The following is a 16,408-nucleotide window of genomic DNA, read 5'->3' as shown; positions in this document are numbered from 1 at the left end:
CATGAATTCAAGGAAAGGCCAACACCGCGAAGACCACAGCCAATCAAATCGCTGCGGCGAACCAAAAACCTCAACTGCCGGCGACAGCCGCTCCACCCACAGAAGGACAAGGCGGCGTAGCCACAGCCCCAACTTTGCCAGCGGAAGAACCCCCCTTACCCTGCGGAGCCGAAGCCGCCATAGCCTGCACAGCCGAAGCAACTTGCGTGGAGATTTCCTGCAACGCCCGCCGATGCCCCTCAACCAGCGCATCATACCCACCGCTAACCGGCTCACTCACCACACTCCGGCAAGTCATCACCGCAGTACTGCGCACAGCCCGCACACTCCACACCGCATCGATCAACGCATGCGAACCGGGCCATGACTCGAACCGCTGCACATTCATGCTGACCCGATACACCGGCGTCCCATCCGGATAAGCGGTCCCATACACATCGATCGTGTTGAGCTGCTGCGTCAGACTCGTCGACAAAGCCCGGCGGATCTCGTCGCCCGGCAGCGAGGCCCAGCGCTCTTCTTCGAGCACTTTGACCTGCGTCGGTCCCGTCTGCACGACCAGCTGATTCTTCGATACCTGCGGCGGCACGTCGATCGGCGCAACTTCGATCAGCCACGCCGGCGCGGCCGAGGTCCGGGCGCTGACCGGCGCGACGGAGCCGGCAGTACTATCGGCACCCAGCGTATAAAAGCGGCTCGAAGGCGACGAGCACGCCGCCAGCGCCACGAGTCCGGCCAGAGCGCCGGCAACAAAAGCGCCGCGCACGAGCCCGCGCGGCGGGCGGGGGAGCCGGGCAAACATCATGGTTTATCTCCTGATTTACCGCGCAACAGCGATTCGGGGTGGCGCTCCAGATAATCCGACAGCGCATTCAGCGACTGCAACGTGCGCGTCAATTCCTGCAACGCCTGATGAACATCGGACTGCAACGGCGAATCCTGCTGCAACGTCGCCTCGGCCGAACCGAAGGTCTGCTTCGCCGCCGCGAGGGTGTCGCGAGCCTGCGGCACGACTTCCTTGTCGAGTCGCGTGAAGAGCTGATCGGCGTTCTTCAGCGCGCTGTTGAGGTTGTTGCCGATCTGATCGAACGGCACCTTGTCCAGCTTCTTCGCAATGTCGGCGACCTGGAGCTGCAACTCGTCGAGCGTGTTCGGAATCGTCGGCAGTTCGAGCGGATCGCTCGCCACGTCGACGGTCGCCGGCGGCGCCTTCGGGAAGATATCCAGCGCCACATACAACTGGCTCGTGATCAGATTGCCGGTGCGCAACTGGCCGCGCAAACCGTGCTTGACGAGCTGTTGCAAGAGCGTTTGACCGGCGAGCGTGCCCGGCACCGGCGCGGTCTCGCGGAAGCGCTTGCCGAGACGGTCGGGGTACAGGTTCATGGTCACCGGCATCGTGAAGCTGCGCGTTTTCGGATCGTAGTCGATGCTGATGTTGGTCACCTGGCCCAGCACGATGCCGCGGAAATCGACCGGCGCGCCGACCGACAGCCCACGCAGCGACTGGTTGAAATTCATCACTACGCGCAACGGCACGCCATCCGGTTCGCGCATCGCATCCGCTTCGTCGGAGCCGAGCCGGAACGTCATGTTGTTCGGCGCCTGCGCGCCCACGCCTTGACCCGGCGGCGACTGGAACGACAAGCCGCCCACGATCACCGTGGCCAGCGACTGCGTGTTCAGCTTGAAGCCGCTGGAATCGAGCCGCAGATCGACGCCGCTTGCATGCCACCAGCGCGAATTGGTGCCGACGTACTGGTCGAACGGCGCGGACACGAAGACCTGCATGGTCACGCCGGTGCCGTCCTTGTCGAGCGAGAAGCCGACCACCTGGCCGACCTGCACGCGCCGGTAGAAGATCGGCGAGCCGATGTCGATCGAGCCGAGCGAGTCGCCGTGCAGGACGAACTGGTGGCCCTTCTGGTCGCCGGTGATCGGCGGCGGCGTTTCGAGGCCGACGAAATTCTTCTCGCTATCCGGCGAGTGCCCGGCGTCCGCACCGATGTACGCGCCCGAGAGCAGCGTAGTGAGACCCGACACGCCGCTCGCGCCGACGCGCGGCCGCACCACCCAGAAACGCGAATCCTTGACCGCGAAATCTTCGCCTTCCTTGGTCAATTGCACCTGCACCAGCACGTGGGACAGATCTTTCGACAGCGTGATGGTCTTCACCGAGCCGACGTCGACGTCCTTGTACTTCACCTTGGTCTTGCCGGGTTCGAGGCCTTCGGCGCTGATGAAGCTGATCGTGATGGTCGGGCCTCTTTGGGTCACCGATTTGATCACGAGCGCGATGCCGATCAGCGCGGCGATCAGCGGAATCACCCAGACGAGGGAAGGCAGCCAGCGGCTGCGCGGCTCAATTTCAGGGTCTGGGAGTTGGGGCGGAAGCTTCGGTCCGTTCGAATCGTTGCGCGGCGCATCGGAGGCGGGCGTCGGTTCTTGCGGGCTAGTCATGTTTGAGATCCTGAGGTTTTTGGGTACTGCCGTTCACGCCGCCTTCCACGTCATCCCAGATGAGTCGGGGATCGAATTGCATGGAGGCCATCATGGTCAGAATCACCACCGAGCCGAAGGCGATCGCCCCGGGGCCGGCCGTAATGACGGCAAGCGATTTGAAGCGCACCAGCGCGACGGTCAGCGTGACGACGAACACGTCGAGCATCGACCAGCGCCCGATCCGCTCGACCATCCGGTAAAGCGTGGTGCGCTGGTCGGGCCGCCAGCGCGAATGGCGCTGCGCCGTGACGGTGAGCAGCACGAGCACGCTCAGCTTGAGCATCGGCACCATGATGCTGGCGATGAACACGATCACCGCCAGCGGCCAGTCGCCCGAGGTCCAGAAATAGACGACGCCGCTCATGATGGTGTCGTCTTCGGAACCGAGCAGCGACGAGGTATGCATCACCGGCAGCAGATTCGCGGGAATATACAGGAGCGCGGCGGCGATCAGCAGCGCCCAGGTGCGCATGAGGCTGTCGGGGTTGCGCGAGTGCAGGCGCGAGCCGCAGCGTCCGCAGTGCTGCGGCGTGACGGAGCGGATGCGCGGTTCGACGCGTCCGCACGCATGACAACTGAGCAGGCCCGCGCGTTTCGCGGTGACGTATTTCATGGCGTGCTCATCCTCGGCGTGGCACCGGTGGCGCCGGCGGCGCGGCCGACGGCAAGGCGGACGGTGCAGTCTGCACGTCGGGCGCTGCCGCGGCGTGCACCTCGGGCGGCGCGGGCGGTCCGGCGACCGAACTGACGGCGGCCGCCGCGCTATCGGCGGAGGTGCGCGGCAGCGGCCGCTGGTTGAGGGCGCCGAGTTCGTCGGCGAGGTCCCACAGAATGCGCGGATCGAACGTGACCACCACCGCGAACATCAGCGTGAGCACGCCGAACGCGAACAGCGCCGCTTCCGGAATCACGCGCGCGAGGCTGACCATCTTCACGATCGTGATCAGCACGCCGAGCATGAACACTTCGATCATGCCCCACGGGCGCACGAACTGAATGGCGCGCAGCACCTGGTTGAAGGCGGGCGGCACATAGCCTGCGCGCAGCGGGATCAGCACATAGAGCAGCGCGACGAGCTCGGTCAGCGGAAACAGAATGGTCGAGCAGAACACCATGATCGCGACAATCTGCATCTCCTCGCCCCACAGCGCGACGAGCGCGCCGAACAGCGTGGTCTGCGAGGTAATGCCGTTGGCTTCGAGTTCGACGATCGGGAAGCCCTGCGCGATCAGGAAAGTGATCAGCGCGCCGAGCGTCATCGCGCTGATGGCGTCGAGCTTGCGGGACACGCCGCGATAGAGCGTCGCTCCGCAACGCGGACAGCGCGCGACCGTGCGCCCGACAAGCCGCGGCTTGCGGAACAGCGTATCGCATTCATGGCACGCGATCAGATTGTCATGGTCCATAGGGCAAAGGGCCGACGGTGTGAGGGGAAGCGTGCAATGCCCGTTCTATGGCAGGTCTGATAAAAGGGTGGGGTAATAGTACCAAAACGCGCCCGGCCGTCGCACAGACAGTCGCACGGGCTGCGGACCGTGGGCCGGGACGGCCTTTTCGGCGGACGGTTGATCCTACATGGATTCGGTATAACTCTGACAGCCTCCGTCCCCAATTGTTCAATATGGGGCCATGTCGCTGGAGCGGCCGGTCGGCGGCATATCAGCGGGCCGCAGCCAGTTTTTTCCGATTGGGGTAGCATGGCCGCCTTGGCGCGTGCCGCAGCAGGCATGGTCCGATCGTACGCGCCGATGCGCTGCGCATCGGTACCTGGAATAGCAGTGCGGGCTGCGCCGTTAACCTCACTTAGCTTGCGTTGACCTGTCATGGCACTCAATCCTTCATTCAGCAGCCGGGAGTCGTACACGCGGACTGCCATCGCCTTGCATTGGCTGATCGCGTTGCTGATCGTGTGCGGCTTCGCGCTCGGCTGGGTGATGACCGATATCCCGGGCTTCACGCCCACCAAGCTGAAGTACTTCTCGTGGCACAAATGGATCGGTGTGACGGTGTTCGCGCTCGCCGTCCTGCGCATTCTGTGGCGCGCCACGCACGCGGCCCCCGTGATGCCGCGCCGCATGCCGGTCTGGCAGCGCGGCGCCGCGCATCTCGTGCACCTGCTGCTGTACGTGCTGATGATCGCGATTCCCGCCTCGGGCTATCTGTATAGCTCGGCGGCCAACATACCGGTGGTGTACCTCGGGCTGATTCCGCTGCCGCGCCTGATTGCGCCGGACCCGCATCTCAAGGAACTCCTGAAGAACGTGCACATCACGCTGAATTACACCTTGCTCGTGCTGGTCGCGTTGCACGTCGCGGCCGCGCTCAAGCATCAATGGCTGGATCGCGACGGCCTGCTCTCGCGCATGCTCCCTTTCCTCAAATAAGGACAACCATGAAGGTCTCGTTTTATCGCTACATGCTCGCCGCTTTCGCCGCGACCTCGCTGACGGTGGCCGGCAGCGCTCTCGCGCAAGTCGACGTCGCAAAGAGTTCGGTGACGGCCACGTCGAAGCAGATGAACGTGCCGGTGGAAGGCAAGTTCGGCAAGTTCAACGCGCAGCTCAAGTTCGATCCGGCCAAACCGGCCGACGGCACTGCGCAGCTCAGCATCGACGTGGCCAGCTACGATCTCGGCGACGAAAGCTACAACGACCAGGTGCGCGGCAAGGACTGGTTCGACGCGAAGACGTATCCGAGCGCCACCTTCGTCTCGAGCGCGATCGCGCCGGCCGGCGGCAACCAGTTCAAGGTGACCGGCAAGCTGACCATCAAGGGTAAATCGCAGACGGTGGTGGTGCCGGTCACGGTGTCCCAGCAGGGCGCCGTGCAAACCTTCGACGGGTCGCTGCCGATCAAGCGCTCGCAATTCGACATCGGCACCGGCGAATGGAAGGACACCTCCGTGGTCGCCGACGAGGTCGTCATCAAGTTTCATATCGTTGCAGCACATAAGTGACATGTGCCGCGCCGTTCGGGCGCGGCAGCCTTTTTTCCAGAACCCAGGAGCTTGAATTGAAAACATCCATGTTGATCGCCGTCGGCGCGCTGGCTTCTTCTTTCTCGTTCGGCGCGTTCGCGGCCGCGGATACCTATCAGCTCGACCCGACCCACACGTATCCGAGCTTCGAGGCGGATCACTTCGGCGGCCTCTCGGTGTGGCGCGGCAAGTTCACCAAGAGTTCCGGCACGGTCACGCTCGACCGCGCGGCGAAAACCGGCACGGTCGACGTGACGGTCGATCCGGCGTCGATCGAAACGGGCAACGGCAAGCTCGACGAGCATCTGAAGTCGAACGAGTTCTTCGACGTCGCCAAGTATCCGTCGGCGACTTATAAGGGCACCGACATCAAGTTCGACGGCGACAAGCCGGTCGAAGTGATCGGCAACCTGACGATGCACGGCGTCACCAAGCCGCTGAATCTGAAGATCGATTCGTTCAAGTGCATGCCGCATCCGATGCTCAAGCGCGAAGTGTGCGGCGTGGAAGCGAGCGCGCATTTCAGCCGCGCCGACTACGGCATGGATTTCGGCACCAAATATGGCTTCAGCATGGATACCAAGCTGCACATTCAATCCGAGGGCATCAAGCAATAAGGGCCTAACGCGTCTTTTGACTTGGGCTATTGAGTTGCGCGGCGCATTGCGCCGCAACAAAAAAACCGCTTCGTTCGCTTTTGCGATGAAGCGGTTTTTTCTTGGCCATCCGACACGCTGGAAGCCTTACGCGGCGGCATAGCGCAATTTCGCACTCGCGTCGTATTAATTTTTCGGGTACATAGAGCGCAGGCACCGTATTGGTTGTGCGCGCATCCAGTCGGGCGTTTCAGGCGTCAGCCAACATGAATAATATTTCGCGCGACTTGGAGATCTGCATGAACGCAACGACGGCAGCAAGCCTAGCGGGGAGCCGGCAGAATTCGTGGCGCGCGGTGATCGCGGCCTCGATCGGTAACGCGCTGGAATGGTTCGATCTGGTGGTGTACGGTTTTTTCGCGGTGATCATCGCGAAGCTGTTTTTCCCGGCCGGTAACGACACGGTCTCGCTGCTCCTCACGCTTGGCACATTCGGCGTGTCGTTCTTCATGCGGCCGCTCGGCGCGATCGTGATAGGGGCATACGCCGACCGCGCCGGCCGCAAGGCGGCGCTCACGCTCTCGATCCTGCTGATGATGGCCGGCACGCTGATCATCGCGATCCTGCCGACCTATCAAAGCATCGGCCTCGCCGCGCCGGTGATTCTCGTGTTGGCGCGTTTGATGCAAGGCTTTTCGGCCGGCGGCGAGTTCGGCAGCGCCACCGCGTTTCTTGCGGAGCATGTGCCGGGGCGGCGCGGCTTCTTCGCGAGCTGGCAGGTGGCGAGCCAGGGGCTCACTACGCTGCTCGCCGCCGGCTTCGGCGTGCTGCTTACCGGCAAGCTGTCGCCCGAACAGATGGGTTCCTGGGGGTGGCGGGTGCCGTTCATTTTTGGTCTGCTGATCGGGCCGGTCGCGTGGTACATCCGCACGAAGCTCGACGAGACGCCCGAGTTTCTCGCGGCCGAAACGACCGAGACGCCGCTGCGCGACACCTTCACCAGCCAGAAGTTGCGTCTGCTGATTGCGATCGGCGTGGTGGTGCTCGGCACGGTGTCGACCTATCTGGTGCTGTTCATGCCGACATTCGGCGTGAAGCAATTGGGATTGGCGCCGTCGGTCGCGTTCGCGGCGATCGCGCTGACCGGTTTGATACAGATGGTGTTCTCGCCGCTGATCGGCCATCTGTCGGACCGGCACGGACGCACCACGATCATGCTGACGTCGGCGCTGCTGCTGCTCATCCTCATCTACCCGGCCTTCGTGTATCTGGTCGCGCATCCGACCTTCGGCACCTTGATCGCCATGCAGATCGTGTTCGGCTTTCTGATGACCGGCTATTTCGCGGCGCTGCCAGGGCTGCTCTCGGAGATGTTCCCGGTGCAAACGCGCACGACCGGCATGTCGCTGGCTTATAACATTGCCGTGACGATCTTCGGCGGTTTCGGGCCGTTCATCATCGCGTGGCTGATCAGCTTCACGGGCTCGAAGGCCGCGCCGAGTTACTACCTGATTTTCGCCGCGATCGTGAGCCTCGTCGCGCTGATGGCGGCGCGGCGTAAGCTAGGCTTTCGCTGAAGCGGACGCCTTCTGACGCTGCTGCGGGATAGAGCAGTGTGATGGCGGAGCAAGGGCGGCGGTAAACGCAAAAGGCCGGTTCGTGATGAACCGGCCTTTTGCATTGCGAGGTCTGAAACTACGCCAGAATCAGACTTGCGCGCCTGCGTTCGGATCGTCGGAATCGGTGCGATCCTTCTTGTCCTTGATCAGGTCTTCGCGCTTCACGCCGAACCACATGGCGAGCGCCGCGGCGACGAACACCGACGAGTAGATACCGAACAGAATACCGACCGTCAGCGCCAAGGCGAAGTAGTGCAGCGTCGGGCCGCCGAACAGGAACATCGACAGCACCATCATCTGCGTACAGCCGTGGGTGATGATGGTTCGCGACATCGTGCTGGTGATCGCGTGGTTGATCACCTCGATCACGGTCAGCTTGCGCTCGCGGCGGAAGGTCTCACGAATCCGGTCGAAGATAACCACCGATTCGTTCACCGAGTAGCCCAGCACTGCCAGCACCGCGGCCAGCACCGACAGCGAGAACTCCCACTGGAAGAACGCGAAGAAGCCGAGAATGATGATCACGTCGTGCAAGTTCGCGATCACGCCGGCCACCGCGTACTTCCATTCGAAGCGGAACGACAGGTAAATCACGATGCCGACCACCACACAGGCCAGTGCGAGCAGGCCGTCGGTGGCGAGCTCCTTGCCGACCTGCGGGCCGACGAACTCGACACGCTGCAGTTGTACCTGCGGAGTCTCGGCCTTCAGCGCGGTCATTACCTGATCGCTCTGTTGCGCGGACGTATAGCCCTGCTTGAGCGGCAGACGGATCAGCACGTCGCGCGAGGTGCCGAAGTTCTGCACCTGGGCGTCGGCATAACCGAGTTTGCCCAGCGTGCCGCGCACCGGCTCCAGCGGCGCGGCGCCCGGATACTGCACTTCGATGACGGTACCGCCGGTGAACTCCACCGACAGATGCAGCCCGCGATGCACTAGGAAGAACACAGCAGCAAGGAACGTCAGCAGCGAGATCGCGTTGAAAATCAACGCACGCTGCATGAACGGAATGTCTTTGCGAAAACGGAAAAATTCCATGGTCTTGTTCTCCGGGACTCAGCGGGATGAACCCGGTTTCTGCGGCGTGCTCGAGGAACCTGTCGACGAACCCGGCGCGTTGCGGCGGCGCACGGTCGGCTTGCCGGCACGTGCTTGCGCGACCGCTGCCTTGGCCTTCGACGGCTTGGCGGCGACCGCGGCGACGGCTTGCGCGGTGTCGGTCGCGGCGTCTTCGCTGCCGAGGTAAGCGGCCGAGCCCGCGGGCACCGTATCCGGACGCCACACCTGGCCGATGGCCAGCGACTTCAGCTTCTTCTTGCCGCCGTACCAGAGGTTGACGATGCCGCGCGAGAAGAACACGGCCGAGAACATCGACGTCAGAATGCCGATACAGTGCACGATCGCAAAGCCGCGCACCGGCCCTGAGCCGAACGCGAGCAGTGCGATACCGGCGATCAGCGTGGTGACGTTCGAGTCGAGAATCGTCGCCCAGGCGTGCGCGTAGCCGTTCTGGATGGCCAGTTGCGGCGGCGCGCCGTGGCGCAGTTCTTCACGCACGCGTTCGTTGATCAGCACGTTCGCGTCGATCGCCATACCGAGCGCGAGCGCGATAGCCGCGATACCCGGCAAGGTGAGCGTGGCCTGCAGCATGGACAGCACGGCGATCAGCAGCAGCAGGTTGACCGACAGGCCGATCATCGAGATCACGCCGAACAGCATGTAGTACGCGATCATGAAGACGGCGATCGCCGCGAAGCCCCACACCACCGAGTGGAAGCCCTTCTTGATGTTGTCCGCGCCGAGGCTCGGGCCGATCGTGCGTTCTTCGATGATGTCCATCGGCGCGGCCAGCGAACCGGCGCGCAGCAGCAGCGCGAGGTCGGCGGCGCCTTGCGGCGTGGCCTGGCCGGTGATCTGGAAGCGGTCGCCCAGTTCCGACTGGATGGTCGCCACCGTCAGCACTTCGCCCTTGCCCTTTTCGAACAGCACCATGGCCATCGGCTTGCCGATGTTGTCGCGCGAGATGCTGGCCACCGCGCGGCCGCCGGCCGAATCCAGACGGATGTTGACGGAAGGACGTTGATGTTCGTCGAAGCCCGCCGACGCGTCGATAATCCGGTCGCCCGTGAAGATGATCTGCTTGCGCAGCAGCACCGGCGTCTGATTGCCTTGCGTGAACAGCTCGTCGCCTGGCGGCACCGGATCGTTCGGATTCGGATGCGTGTTGACCGGATCGGCGAGGCGCGCTTCGAGCGTGGCCGTGCGGCCGATGATGTCCTTCGCCTTCGCCGTGTCCTGCACGCCCGGCAGTTCGACCACGATGCGGTCCGAGCCTTGCTGCTGGATCACCGGCTCGGCCACGCCGAGTTCGTTCACGCGGTTATGCAGCGTGGTGATGTTCTGCTTGAGCGCGGCGTCCTGCACGGCTTTCTGCACCGCCGGCGTGAACGTGCCGACCAGTTGCACGCCGCCGTCCGGGCCGGGCTGCGAGGCCCACTGGAGTTCGCTGATGCCGCGGCCCAGTTGTTTGGTTGCGTTGTCCGCCGTCGCCTGGTCGGCGAAATTGATCACCACCGACTGGTTGACGCGGTTCACGCCGCCGTCGCGGATGTTCTTGTCACGCAGCAGGGTGCGCGCGTCCGAAGCGTCCGAATCGAGCTTCTTGTTCAGCGCGCCGGCCATGTCGACCTGCAGCAGGAAGTGGACGCCGCCGCGCAGATCGAGACCGAGGTACATCGGCAGCGCGTGCAAGGCGGTCAGCCAGCGCGGCGACGCGCTTTGCAGGTTCAGCGCCACGACGAACTGCGGATCGGTCGGGTCGCTGTTCAGCGACTTCTGCAGCAGGTCCTTCACGCGCAATTGCGTGTCGGTGTCCGGCAGACGCACGCGGATGTTCGCGTTGGTCGCCGAGTTGTCGAAGGTGACGTCGTCCGGCTTGATCTGATTCGCGGCGAGCGCAGCTTCGACCGCCGACAGCGTGGTCGAGTCGAGCTTGACCGTGGCCTTGCCGCTCGACACCTGCACCGCCGGCGCTTCGCCGAACAGATTGGGCAGCGTGTACACGAGGCCGATGACCAGAGCCACCAGCATCACGGCGTATTTCCAGAGGGGGTAGCGATTCATGAGTGGTCCAACGGGAAGGTTGGCTTGGAAGCGATGCGTCCGGCGATGAGCGCGGGCGATTCAGCGTTGGATTGCGTAAACCGCCGGCGAGGCCGCGCCGGACGCGAGAGAGCAGGCCTTACAGCGACTTGATCGTGCCCTTCGGGAGAATCGTCGTGACCGACGCTTTTTGCACGGTGATTTCCGTGCCTTCCGAGATTTCGACGCCGACGTAAGCTTCGCCTACCTTGGTCACCTTGCCGACGATGCCGCCATTCGTCACCACTTCATCGCCCTTGGCCATGGCGGCGAGCATGTTGCGATGTTCCTTCTGGCGCTTCATTTGCGGGCGAATCATGATGAAGTACAGCACGCCGAACATCAGGATCAGCGGCAGGAAGCTCATCAGGTTCGATTCAATGCCACCTGTTGCTGTGCCTTGGGCGAAGGCATTGGAAATGAACGACACGTTGGTCTCTCCGTTATAAGTCAAAACGATCAAAAAAATCAGCCGGTTATTCTACCACCGGCCTGACGCGCCTCGGCGCGGCGAATCAGCTTTGCGATCAACCGTTTAAAGCCTTTTTCGCTGCCCACGAAAGTTGATTGTAAGGTTTTCCTCGCGGGGCTGACGGATTCTTCGGCTGAATCCGTTGCCCCGCGCCGTCATGGCGCCTCGGCGGTGCCGCGCGCGCGGTTCTCGTGAAAGCGTTTGCGGAAGGGCTCGAACATTTTCGCGTCGATGGCGTCGCGGATTTCCTGCATCAGTTCGAGGTAGTAATGCAGGTTGTGAATCGTGTTCAACTGCGCGCCGAGGATTTCTCCTACACGATGCAGATGATGCAGGTAGCCGCGAGTGAAATTTCGGCAGGTGTAGCAGCCGCATTGCTCGTCGAGCGGGCGCAGCGAATTCTTGTGCGCGGCATTGCGGATCTTGACATCGCCGAAACGCGTGAAGAGCCAGCCGTTGCGCGCATTGCGGGTCGGCATCACGCAATCGAACATGTCGACGCCCGCGGCGACGCCCGCCACCAGATCTTCCGGCGTGCCGACGCCCATCAGGTAGTGCGGCTTGTTGGCCGGCAGCTTCGGGCCGATGTGGTTCAGCACGCGCATCATGTCTTCCTTCGGTTCGCCGACCGACAGGCCGCCAATCGCCAGACCGTGGAAATCCTTCTCCGCGAGCCCCGCCAGCGACTCGTCGCGCAAGTCTTCGAACATGCCCCCCTGAACGATGCCGAACAGCGCGTTCGGATTGCCCAGCTTGCGGAATTCGTCGATGGAGCGCTGTGCCCAGCGCATCGACATACGCATCGAATCGGCCGCTTCCTTGTGCGAGGTCGGCACGTTATTGGTCGCGTACGGCGTGCATTCGTCGAACTGCATGACGATGTCGGAGTTCAGCACTTTCTGGATCTGCATCGACACTTCAGGCGACAGGAACAGCTTGTCGCCGTTGATCGGCGACGCGAACGTGACGCCATCTTCGGTGATCTTGCGCAGATCGCCGAGCGAAAAGACTTGAAAGCCGCCCGAATCGGTGAGAATCGGTTTCTTCCAGCCCATGAAGCCGTGCAGGCCGCCGTGCGCCTCGATCGTTTCCAGACCCGGGCGCAGCCACAGGTGGAAAGTGTTGCCGAGGATGATCTGCGCGTGCATTTCCTCCAGCTCGCGCGGCTGCACGGCCTTCACGGTGCCGTAGGTGCCGACCGGCATGAAGATCGGCGTTTCCACCACGCCGTGATTCAGCGTGACTCGGCCGCGGCGGGCCAGCCCGTCGACGCCGAGTAGTTCGAAATTGAGGCCCTTGTCAGGGCGTTCGAAAGTCGCGTCGTGCGACTGATGACCGTCGGTCATGAAATAACTCCTGTGCTACCGGAGAACAGTCCGGCGCAATGTTGAAACGCCGCCGGAAGGGCTCGCGGCGGCTTGAGGAACTGCAAAAACTGAAGGCGTCTCTGACTTCAAGCGTCGCGCCGCGTGAGCAGCATCGCGTCGCCGTAACTGAAGAAGCGGTAACGCTGCTCGATTGCATGGCGATACGTCTCGCGAATCGTTTCGACGCCCGCGAACGCCGACACGAGCATCAGCAGCGTCGACTTCGGCAGATGGAAATTGGTGACGAGCCGGTCGACCACGCGGAATTTATAGCCCGGTGTGATGAAAATGTCGGTTTCCGTGCTGGCGGCGGCAAGCGGTCGGCCCGCGGTTTCGGCGTCGCGCGCGGCGGCTTCGAGTGCGCGCATCGAGGTCGTGCCCACCGCGATCACGCGGTTGCCGCGCGCGCGCGTCGCCGCGATCTTGTCGGCGAGCGATTGCGGCAGGTGATACCACTCGCTGTGCATCTTGTGTTCGGCGAGATTCTCGACCCGCACGGGCTGGAACGTGCCCGCGCCGACGTGCAGGGTCAGCGTCGCGCGTTCCACGCCTTTGGCGTCGAGGCGGGCCAGCAGCGCGTCGTCGAAATGCAGGCCGGCCGTGGGCGCGGCGACCGCGCCGGGATTTTGCGCGAACACCGTTTGATAGCGGGTTTCGTCGGTCGAGTCGGGATCGTGCTCGATGTACGGCGGCAGCGGCAGGCGGCCGAACTGCTCGATCAGTGTCAGGCAGTCGCCGGGAAAATGCAGCGTGTAGAACGGCTCGACGCGCTCGCCGACCGTGACGTCGAAAGCATCGGCCAGGCGGATCGTGGTGCCCGGCTGCGGGCTCTTGCTTGCACGAATCTGCGCGAGCGCGGTGCGCTCGCCGGTGAGGCGCTCTACCAGCACTTCGATCTTGCCGCCACTGGCCTTCTGGCCGAGGAAGCGCGCCTTCAGGACTTTGGTATCGTTGAAGACCAGCAGGTCGCCGGCTGCGATGCAGTCGGGCAACTCGGCAAAGCGGCGGTCGATCAGGCGTGCCGGGCCGGTGGCGTCGGCTGGATGATCTACCTCGAGCAGACGGCTGGCGCTGCGCTCGGGCAGCGCGACTTGCGCGATCAGTTCGGGAGGCAGATCGAAATCGAAATCGGAAAGCGTCAACATGCGAACGACTGGAAGCGAAATGAAACTGAATTGAGCCGAAGCCGGAGCCGGGCGGCTATGATTGCGGGACGCCAGAGCGGCCCGCGAGCCCGCGCGCTGTATGGCGCCGAACCCTTTGACAGCCGATATTGTACTTGCGAAGCAGCCCATGCCTTTGTCCGACCGCCGATTGCCCTCCGCTACCGATGAAGTGAGCGCCGAGCCCAAGCGCCGCGTCCCGCGCGGCAAGGCGGTGGCGGCGTCAAGCGAAGCAGGCGCGGGCGTGGCGCTGGACCGCGAAACAGTCGTTCCTGACAGCGGCGCAGCGGGTGACGAGCCCGCTGATACATCTGGCGACCAGCGCGCCGGCAAGCCTGCCGACATATTCGGCGACAAACCCGCCGGCAAGGCCGCGCCCGAGGCCTCCGCGAAATCGTCCGCGAAGCCCGCGGCCAAGCCCGCCGAAAAAACCGCCGACAAGCTCGCCAAACTCGGCCTCACACGCGACATCGACCTCGTGCTGCATCTGCCCATGCGCTACGAGGACGAAACCTCGCTGACGCCGATCGGGCATCTGCTGCCGGGCGGCATTTCGCAAACCGAAGGCGTGGTGTTCGACAACGAGATTGCCTATCGTCCGCGTCGTCAGTTGCTGGTGAAACTGCGCGACGACGCCGGTGACGAACTCGTGCTGCGCTTTCTGAATTTCTACGGCTCGCAGGTCAAGCAGATGGCGATCGGCGCGCGGCTGCGGGTGCGTGGCGATGTGCGCGGCGGTTTCTTCGGCATGGAGATGGTGCATCCGGCCGTGCGCGTGGTCGACGAAGACACGCCGCTGCCGCAGGCGCTGACGCCGGTCTATCCGAGCACCGCGGGCGTGACGCAGGCATATTTGCGCAAATCGATCGACAACGCGCTATCGCGCACGTCGCTTCCGGAGTTGTTGCCCGAGGCGGTCGCGCGGACGTTTATGGAGCCGCTCGGCGTGCCGTCGCTGATGGACGCCGTGCGCACGCTGCATCATCCGGGCGCGCAGTCCGATGAGACCGCATTGATCGACGGCACGCACCCGGCCTGGGTGCGCATCAAGTTCGAGGAATTGCTCGCGCAGCAGATGTCGCTCAAGCGCGCGCACGACGAGCGCCGCACGCGCGCCGCGCCGGCCATGCCGCGCCGCAAGCTGGGCGACGAATCCGCGCTGGTGGCGCGCTTGCTGAAGGCGCTGCCGTTTTCGCTGACGGCGGCGCAGGAGCGCGTCGGCGGCGAGATCGCGCTCGATCTGACCCAGCCTCATCCGATGCAGCGGCTCCTGCAGGGCGACGTCGGCAGCGGCAAGACGATCGTCGCCGCGCTGGCCGCGGCACAGGCCATCGACGCCGGCTACCAGGCCGCGCTGATGGCGCCGACCGAAATCCTCGCCGAACAGCACGCGCGCAAATTGCGCGGCTGGCTGGAGCCGCTCGGCGTGAGCGTCGCGTGGCTGGCCGGCAGTCTGAAGACCAGGGAAAAGCGCGCCGCGATCGAAGCCGCCGCGCTCGGCACGGCGCAACTCGTGATCGGCACGCACGCGATCATCCAGGACGCGGTCGAGTTCGCGCGCCTCGGGCTCGTGATCGTCGACGAACAGCATCGCTTCGGCGTGGCGCAGCGGCTCGCGCTGCGGGCCAAGGCGCAGAACGCGGCCGATGGCGCAAGCGACTTCCAGCCGCATCAATTGATGATGTCCGCGACGCCGATTCCGCGCACGCTCGCAATGACGTATTACGCCGACCTCGACGTCTCGACCATTGACGAATTGCCGCCTGGACGCACGCCGATCCTGACGAAGCTCGTGTCCGACGCGCGGCGAGAGGAGGTGATCGGGCGCGTGCGCGAGGCCGCGCTGACGGGCCGGCAGGTGTACTGGGTGTGTCCGCTGATCGAGGAAAGCGAGACCTTGCAGTTGCAGACCGCGGTCGAGACGTATGAGACGCTAGTGGCCGCGTTGCCCGAGTTGAATGTCGGTCTGGTGCATGGGCGTCTGGCGCCGGCTGAAAAGGCCGCTGTGATGGATGCGTTTACTCGCAATGAGGTGCAGTTGCTCGTCGCGACGACGGTGATCGAAGTGGGTGTCGATGTGCCGAATGCATCATTGATGGTGATCGAGCATGCTGAGCGGTTTGGGCTTGCGCAGTTGCATCAGTTGCGGGGACGGGTGGGGCGTGGGAGTGCGGCTTCGGTTTGCGTGCTGCTTTACACCGGGCCTTTGTCGATGACCGCGCGGGCGCGGCTGCAGACTATGCGGGAGACGACTGATGGTTTTGAGATCGCGAGGCGGGATCTTGAGATTCGTGGACCGGGGGAGTTTTTGGGGGCGCGGCAGTCGGGGGCGGCGATGTTGAGGTTTGCTGATCTTCAGAATGATCAGTGGTTGATTGAGCCTGCGCGGGAGGCTGCGGCGGTTTTGCTGGAGAAGTTTCCTGAGGTTGTGATGCAGCATTTGGCGCGGTGGTTGGGGGCGCGGGAGCAGTATTTGAAGGCGTGAAGGTGGGTGTTTTGCCTGCGCGGCGCTTTGGTGGTGGTTTTTGTGGTGTTGGCCTTTCCTTGAGTTCACGGTGGTTTATTGGCGTT

Annotated in this window: 14 protein-coding genes; 5 read left to right on the top strand and 9 right to left on the bottom strand. The window is 63.7% G+C overall.

Features of this window, described 5'->3' with window-relative positions; all coding sequences use genetic code 11:
- Positions 1 to 70 precede the first annotated feature (70 nt).
- Genes P0D96_RS45770 through P0D96_RS45755 form a run of 4 tightly spaced genes read right to left on the bottom strand, consistent with a single transcriptional unit; the run spans position 71 to position 3,908 of the window.
- Positions 71 to 805, bottom strand: coding sequence for a PqiC family protein (locus tag P0D96_RS45770; protein WP_408320746.1), 735 nt, complete (start codon positions 803 to 805; stop codon positions 71 to 73).
- Positions 802 to 2,460, bottom strand: a complete 1,659-nt coding sequence (locus P0D96_RS45765) for a PqiB family protein (protein WP_408320744.1) — start codon at positions 2,458 to 2,460, stop codon at positions 802 to 804. Before P0D96_RS45765 ends, P0D96_RS45770 begins: the two co-directional genes overlap by 4 nt.
- On the bottom strand, positions 2,453 to 3,115 hold the full coding sequence (locus tag P0D96_RS45760; RefSeq protein ID WP_132376025.1) for a paraquat-inducible protein A: 663 nt from the start codon (positions 3,113 to 3,115) through the stop codon (positions 2,453 to 2,455). The genes P0D96_RS45765 and P0D96_RS45760 overlap by 8 nt, the downstream gene beginning before the upstream one ends.
- A gap of 7 nt (positions 3,116 to 3,122) precedes the next feature.
- The gene (locus P0D96_RS45755; RefSeq protein WP_408183323.1) at positions 3,123 to 3,908 is read right to left on the bottom strand and encodes a paraquat-inducible protein A; all 786 of its coding nucleotides are present in this window, start codon (positions 3,906 to 3,908) and stop codon (positions 3,123 to 3,125) included.
- A gap of 417 nt (positions 3,909 to 4,325) precedes the next feature.
- Here P0D96_RS45755 and P0D96_RS45750 point away from each other — a divergent pair, with 417 nt between their 5' ends.
- From P0D96_RS45750 to P0D96_RS45735, 4 genes are all read left to right on the top strand, one after another.
- Positions 4,326 to 4,886: a cytochrome b gene (locus tag P0D96_RS45750; RefSeq protein ID WP_132376023.1), complete on the top strand. Its 561-nt coding sequence runs from the start codon at positions 4,326 to 4,328 to the stop codon at positions 4,884 to 4,886.
- 8 nt (positions 4,887 to 4,894) lie between these two features.
- Positions 4,895 to 5,458 carry a YceI family protein gene (locus P0D96_RS45745; RefSeq protein ID WP_132376022.1) on the top strand — a complete coding sequence of 188 codons (564 nt, stop codon included), beginning with the start codon at positions 4,895 to 4,897 and terminating at the stop codon, positions 5,456 to 5,458.
- 68 nt (positions 5,459 to 5,526) lie between these two features.
- Positions 5,527 to 6,096: a YceI family protein gene (locus P0D96_RS45740; protein ID WP_132376981.1), complete on the top strand. Its 570-nt coding sequence runs from the start codon at positions 5,527 to 5,529 to the stop codon at positions 6,094 to 6,096.
- A 278-nt stretch (positions 6,097 to 6,374) separates the two neighbouring features.
- Positions 6,375 to 7,652 carry an MFS transporter gene (locus P0D96_RS45735; RefSeq protein ID WP_408320742.1) on the top strand — a complete coding sequence of 426 codons (1,278 nt, stop codon included), beginning with the start codon at positions 6,375 to 6,377 and terminating at the stop codon, positions 7,650 to 7,652.
- A gap of 129 nt (positions 7,653 to 7,781) precedes the next feature.
- On the opposite strand, the gene secF is transcribed toward P0D96_RS45735, so the two are convergent.
- The 5 genes from secF to queA all read right to left on the bottom strand — a co-directional run bounded on the left by secF (position 7,782) and on the right by queA (position 13,819).
- Positions 7,782 to 8,732, bottom strand: coding sequence for a protein translocase subunit SecF (gene secF / locus P0D96_RS45730; protein ID WP_132376020.1), 951 nt, complete (start codon positions 8,730 to 8,732; stop codon positions 7,782 to 7,784).
- 18 nt (positions 8,733 to 8,750) lie between these two features.
- Positions 8,751 to 10,817 (bottom strand): protein translocase subunit SecD, encoded by a 2,067-nt coding sequence (gene secD / locus P0D96_RS45725; protein WP_408320740.1) that lies wholly within the window; start codon positions 10,815 to 10,817, stop codon positions 8,751 to 8,753.
- 118 nt (positions 10,818 to 10,935) lie between these two features.
- Complete coding sequence (yajC, locus tag P0D96_RS45720) at positions 10,936 to 11,265, bottom strand: preprotein translocase subunit YajC (RefSeq protein WP_007179286.1); 330 nt, start codon at positions 11,263 to 11,265, stop codon at positions 10,936 to 10,938.
- Positions 11,266 to 11,462: 197 nt separating this feature from the next.
- Positions 11,463 to 12,653, bottom strand: a complete 1,191-nt coding sequence (gene tgt, locus P0D96_RS45715) for a tRNA guanosine(34) transglycosylase Tgt (protein ID WP_408183326.1) — start codon at positions 12,651 to 12,653, stop codon at positions 11,463 to 11,465.
- A 107-nt stretch (positions 12,654 to 12,760) separates the two neighbouring features.
- Positions 12,761 to 13,819: a tRNA preQ1(34) S-adenosylmethionine ribosyltransferase-isomerase QueA gene (gene queA / locus P0D96_RS45710; RefSeq protein ID WP_132376017.1), complete on the bottom strand. Its 1,059-nt coding sequence runs from the start codon at positions 13,817 to 13,819 to the stop codon at positions 12,761 to 12,763.
- A gap of 148 nt (positions 13,820 to 13,967) precedes the next feature.
- On the opposite strand from queA, the gene recG reads away from it, so the two are divergent.
- A complete protein-coding gene (gene recG, locus P0D96_RS45705) occupies positions 13,968 to 16,322 on the top strand; it encodes an ATP-dependent DNA helicase RecG (protein WP_408320738.1) in 2,355 nt (784 codons plus the stop codon).
- Positions 16,323 to 16,408 lie beyond the last annotated feature (86 nt).

It is taken from the genome of Paraburkholderia sp. RL17-347-BIC-D (assembly GCF_046027915.1).
Lineage (GTDB): Bacteria > Pseudomonadota > Gammaproteobacteria > Burkholderiales > Burkholderiaceae > Paraburkholderia.
This window is presented reverse-complemented; position numbering and strand designations above follow the sequence as displayed.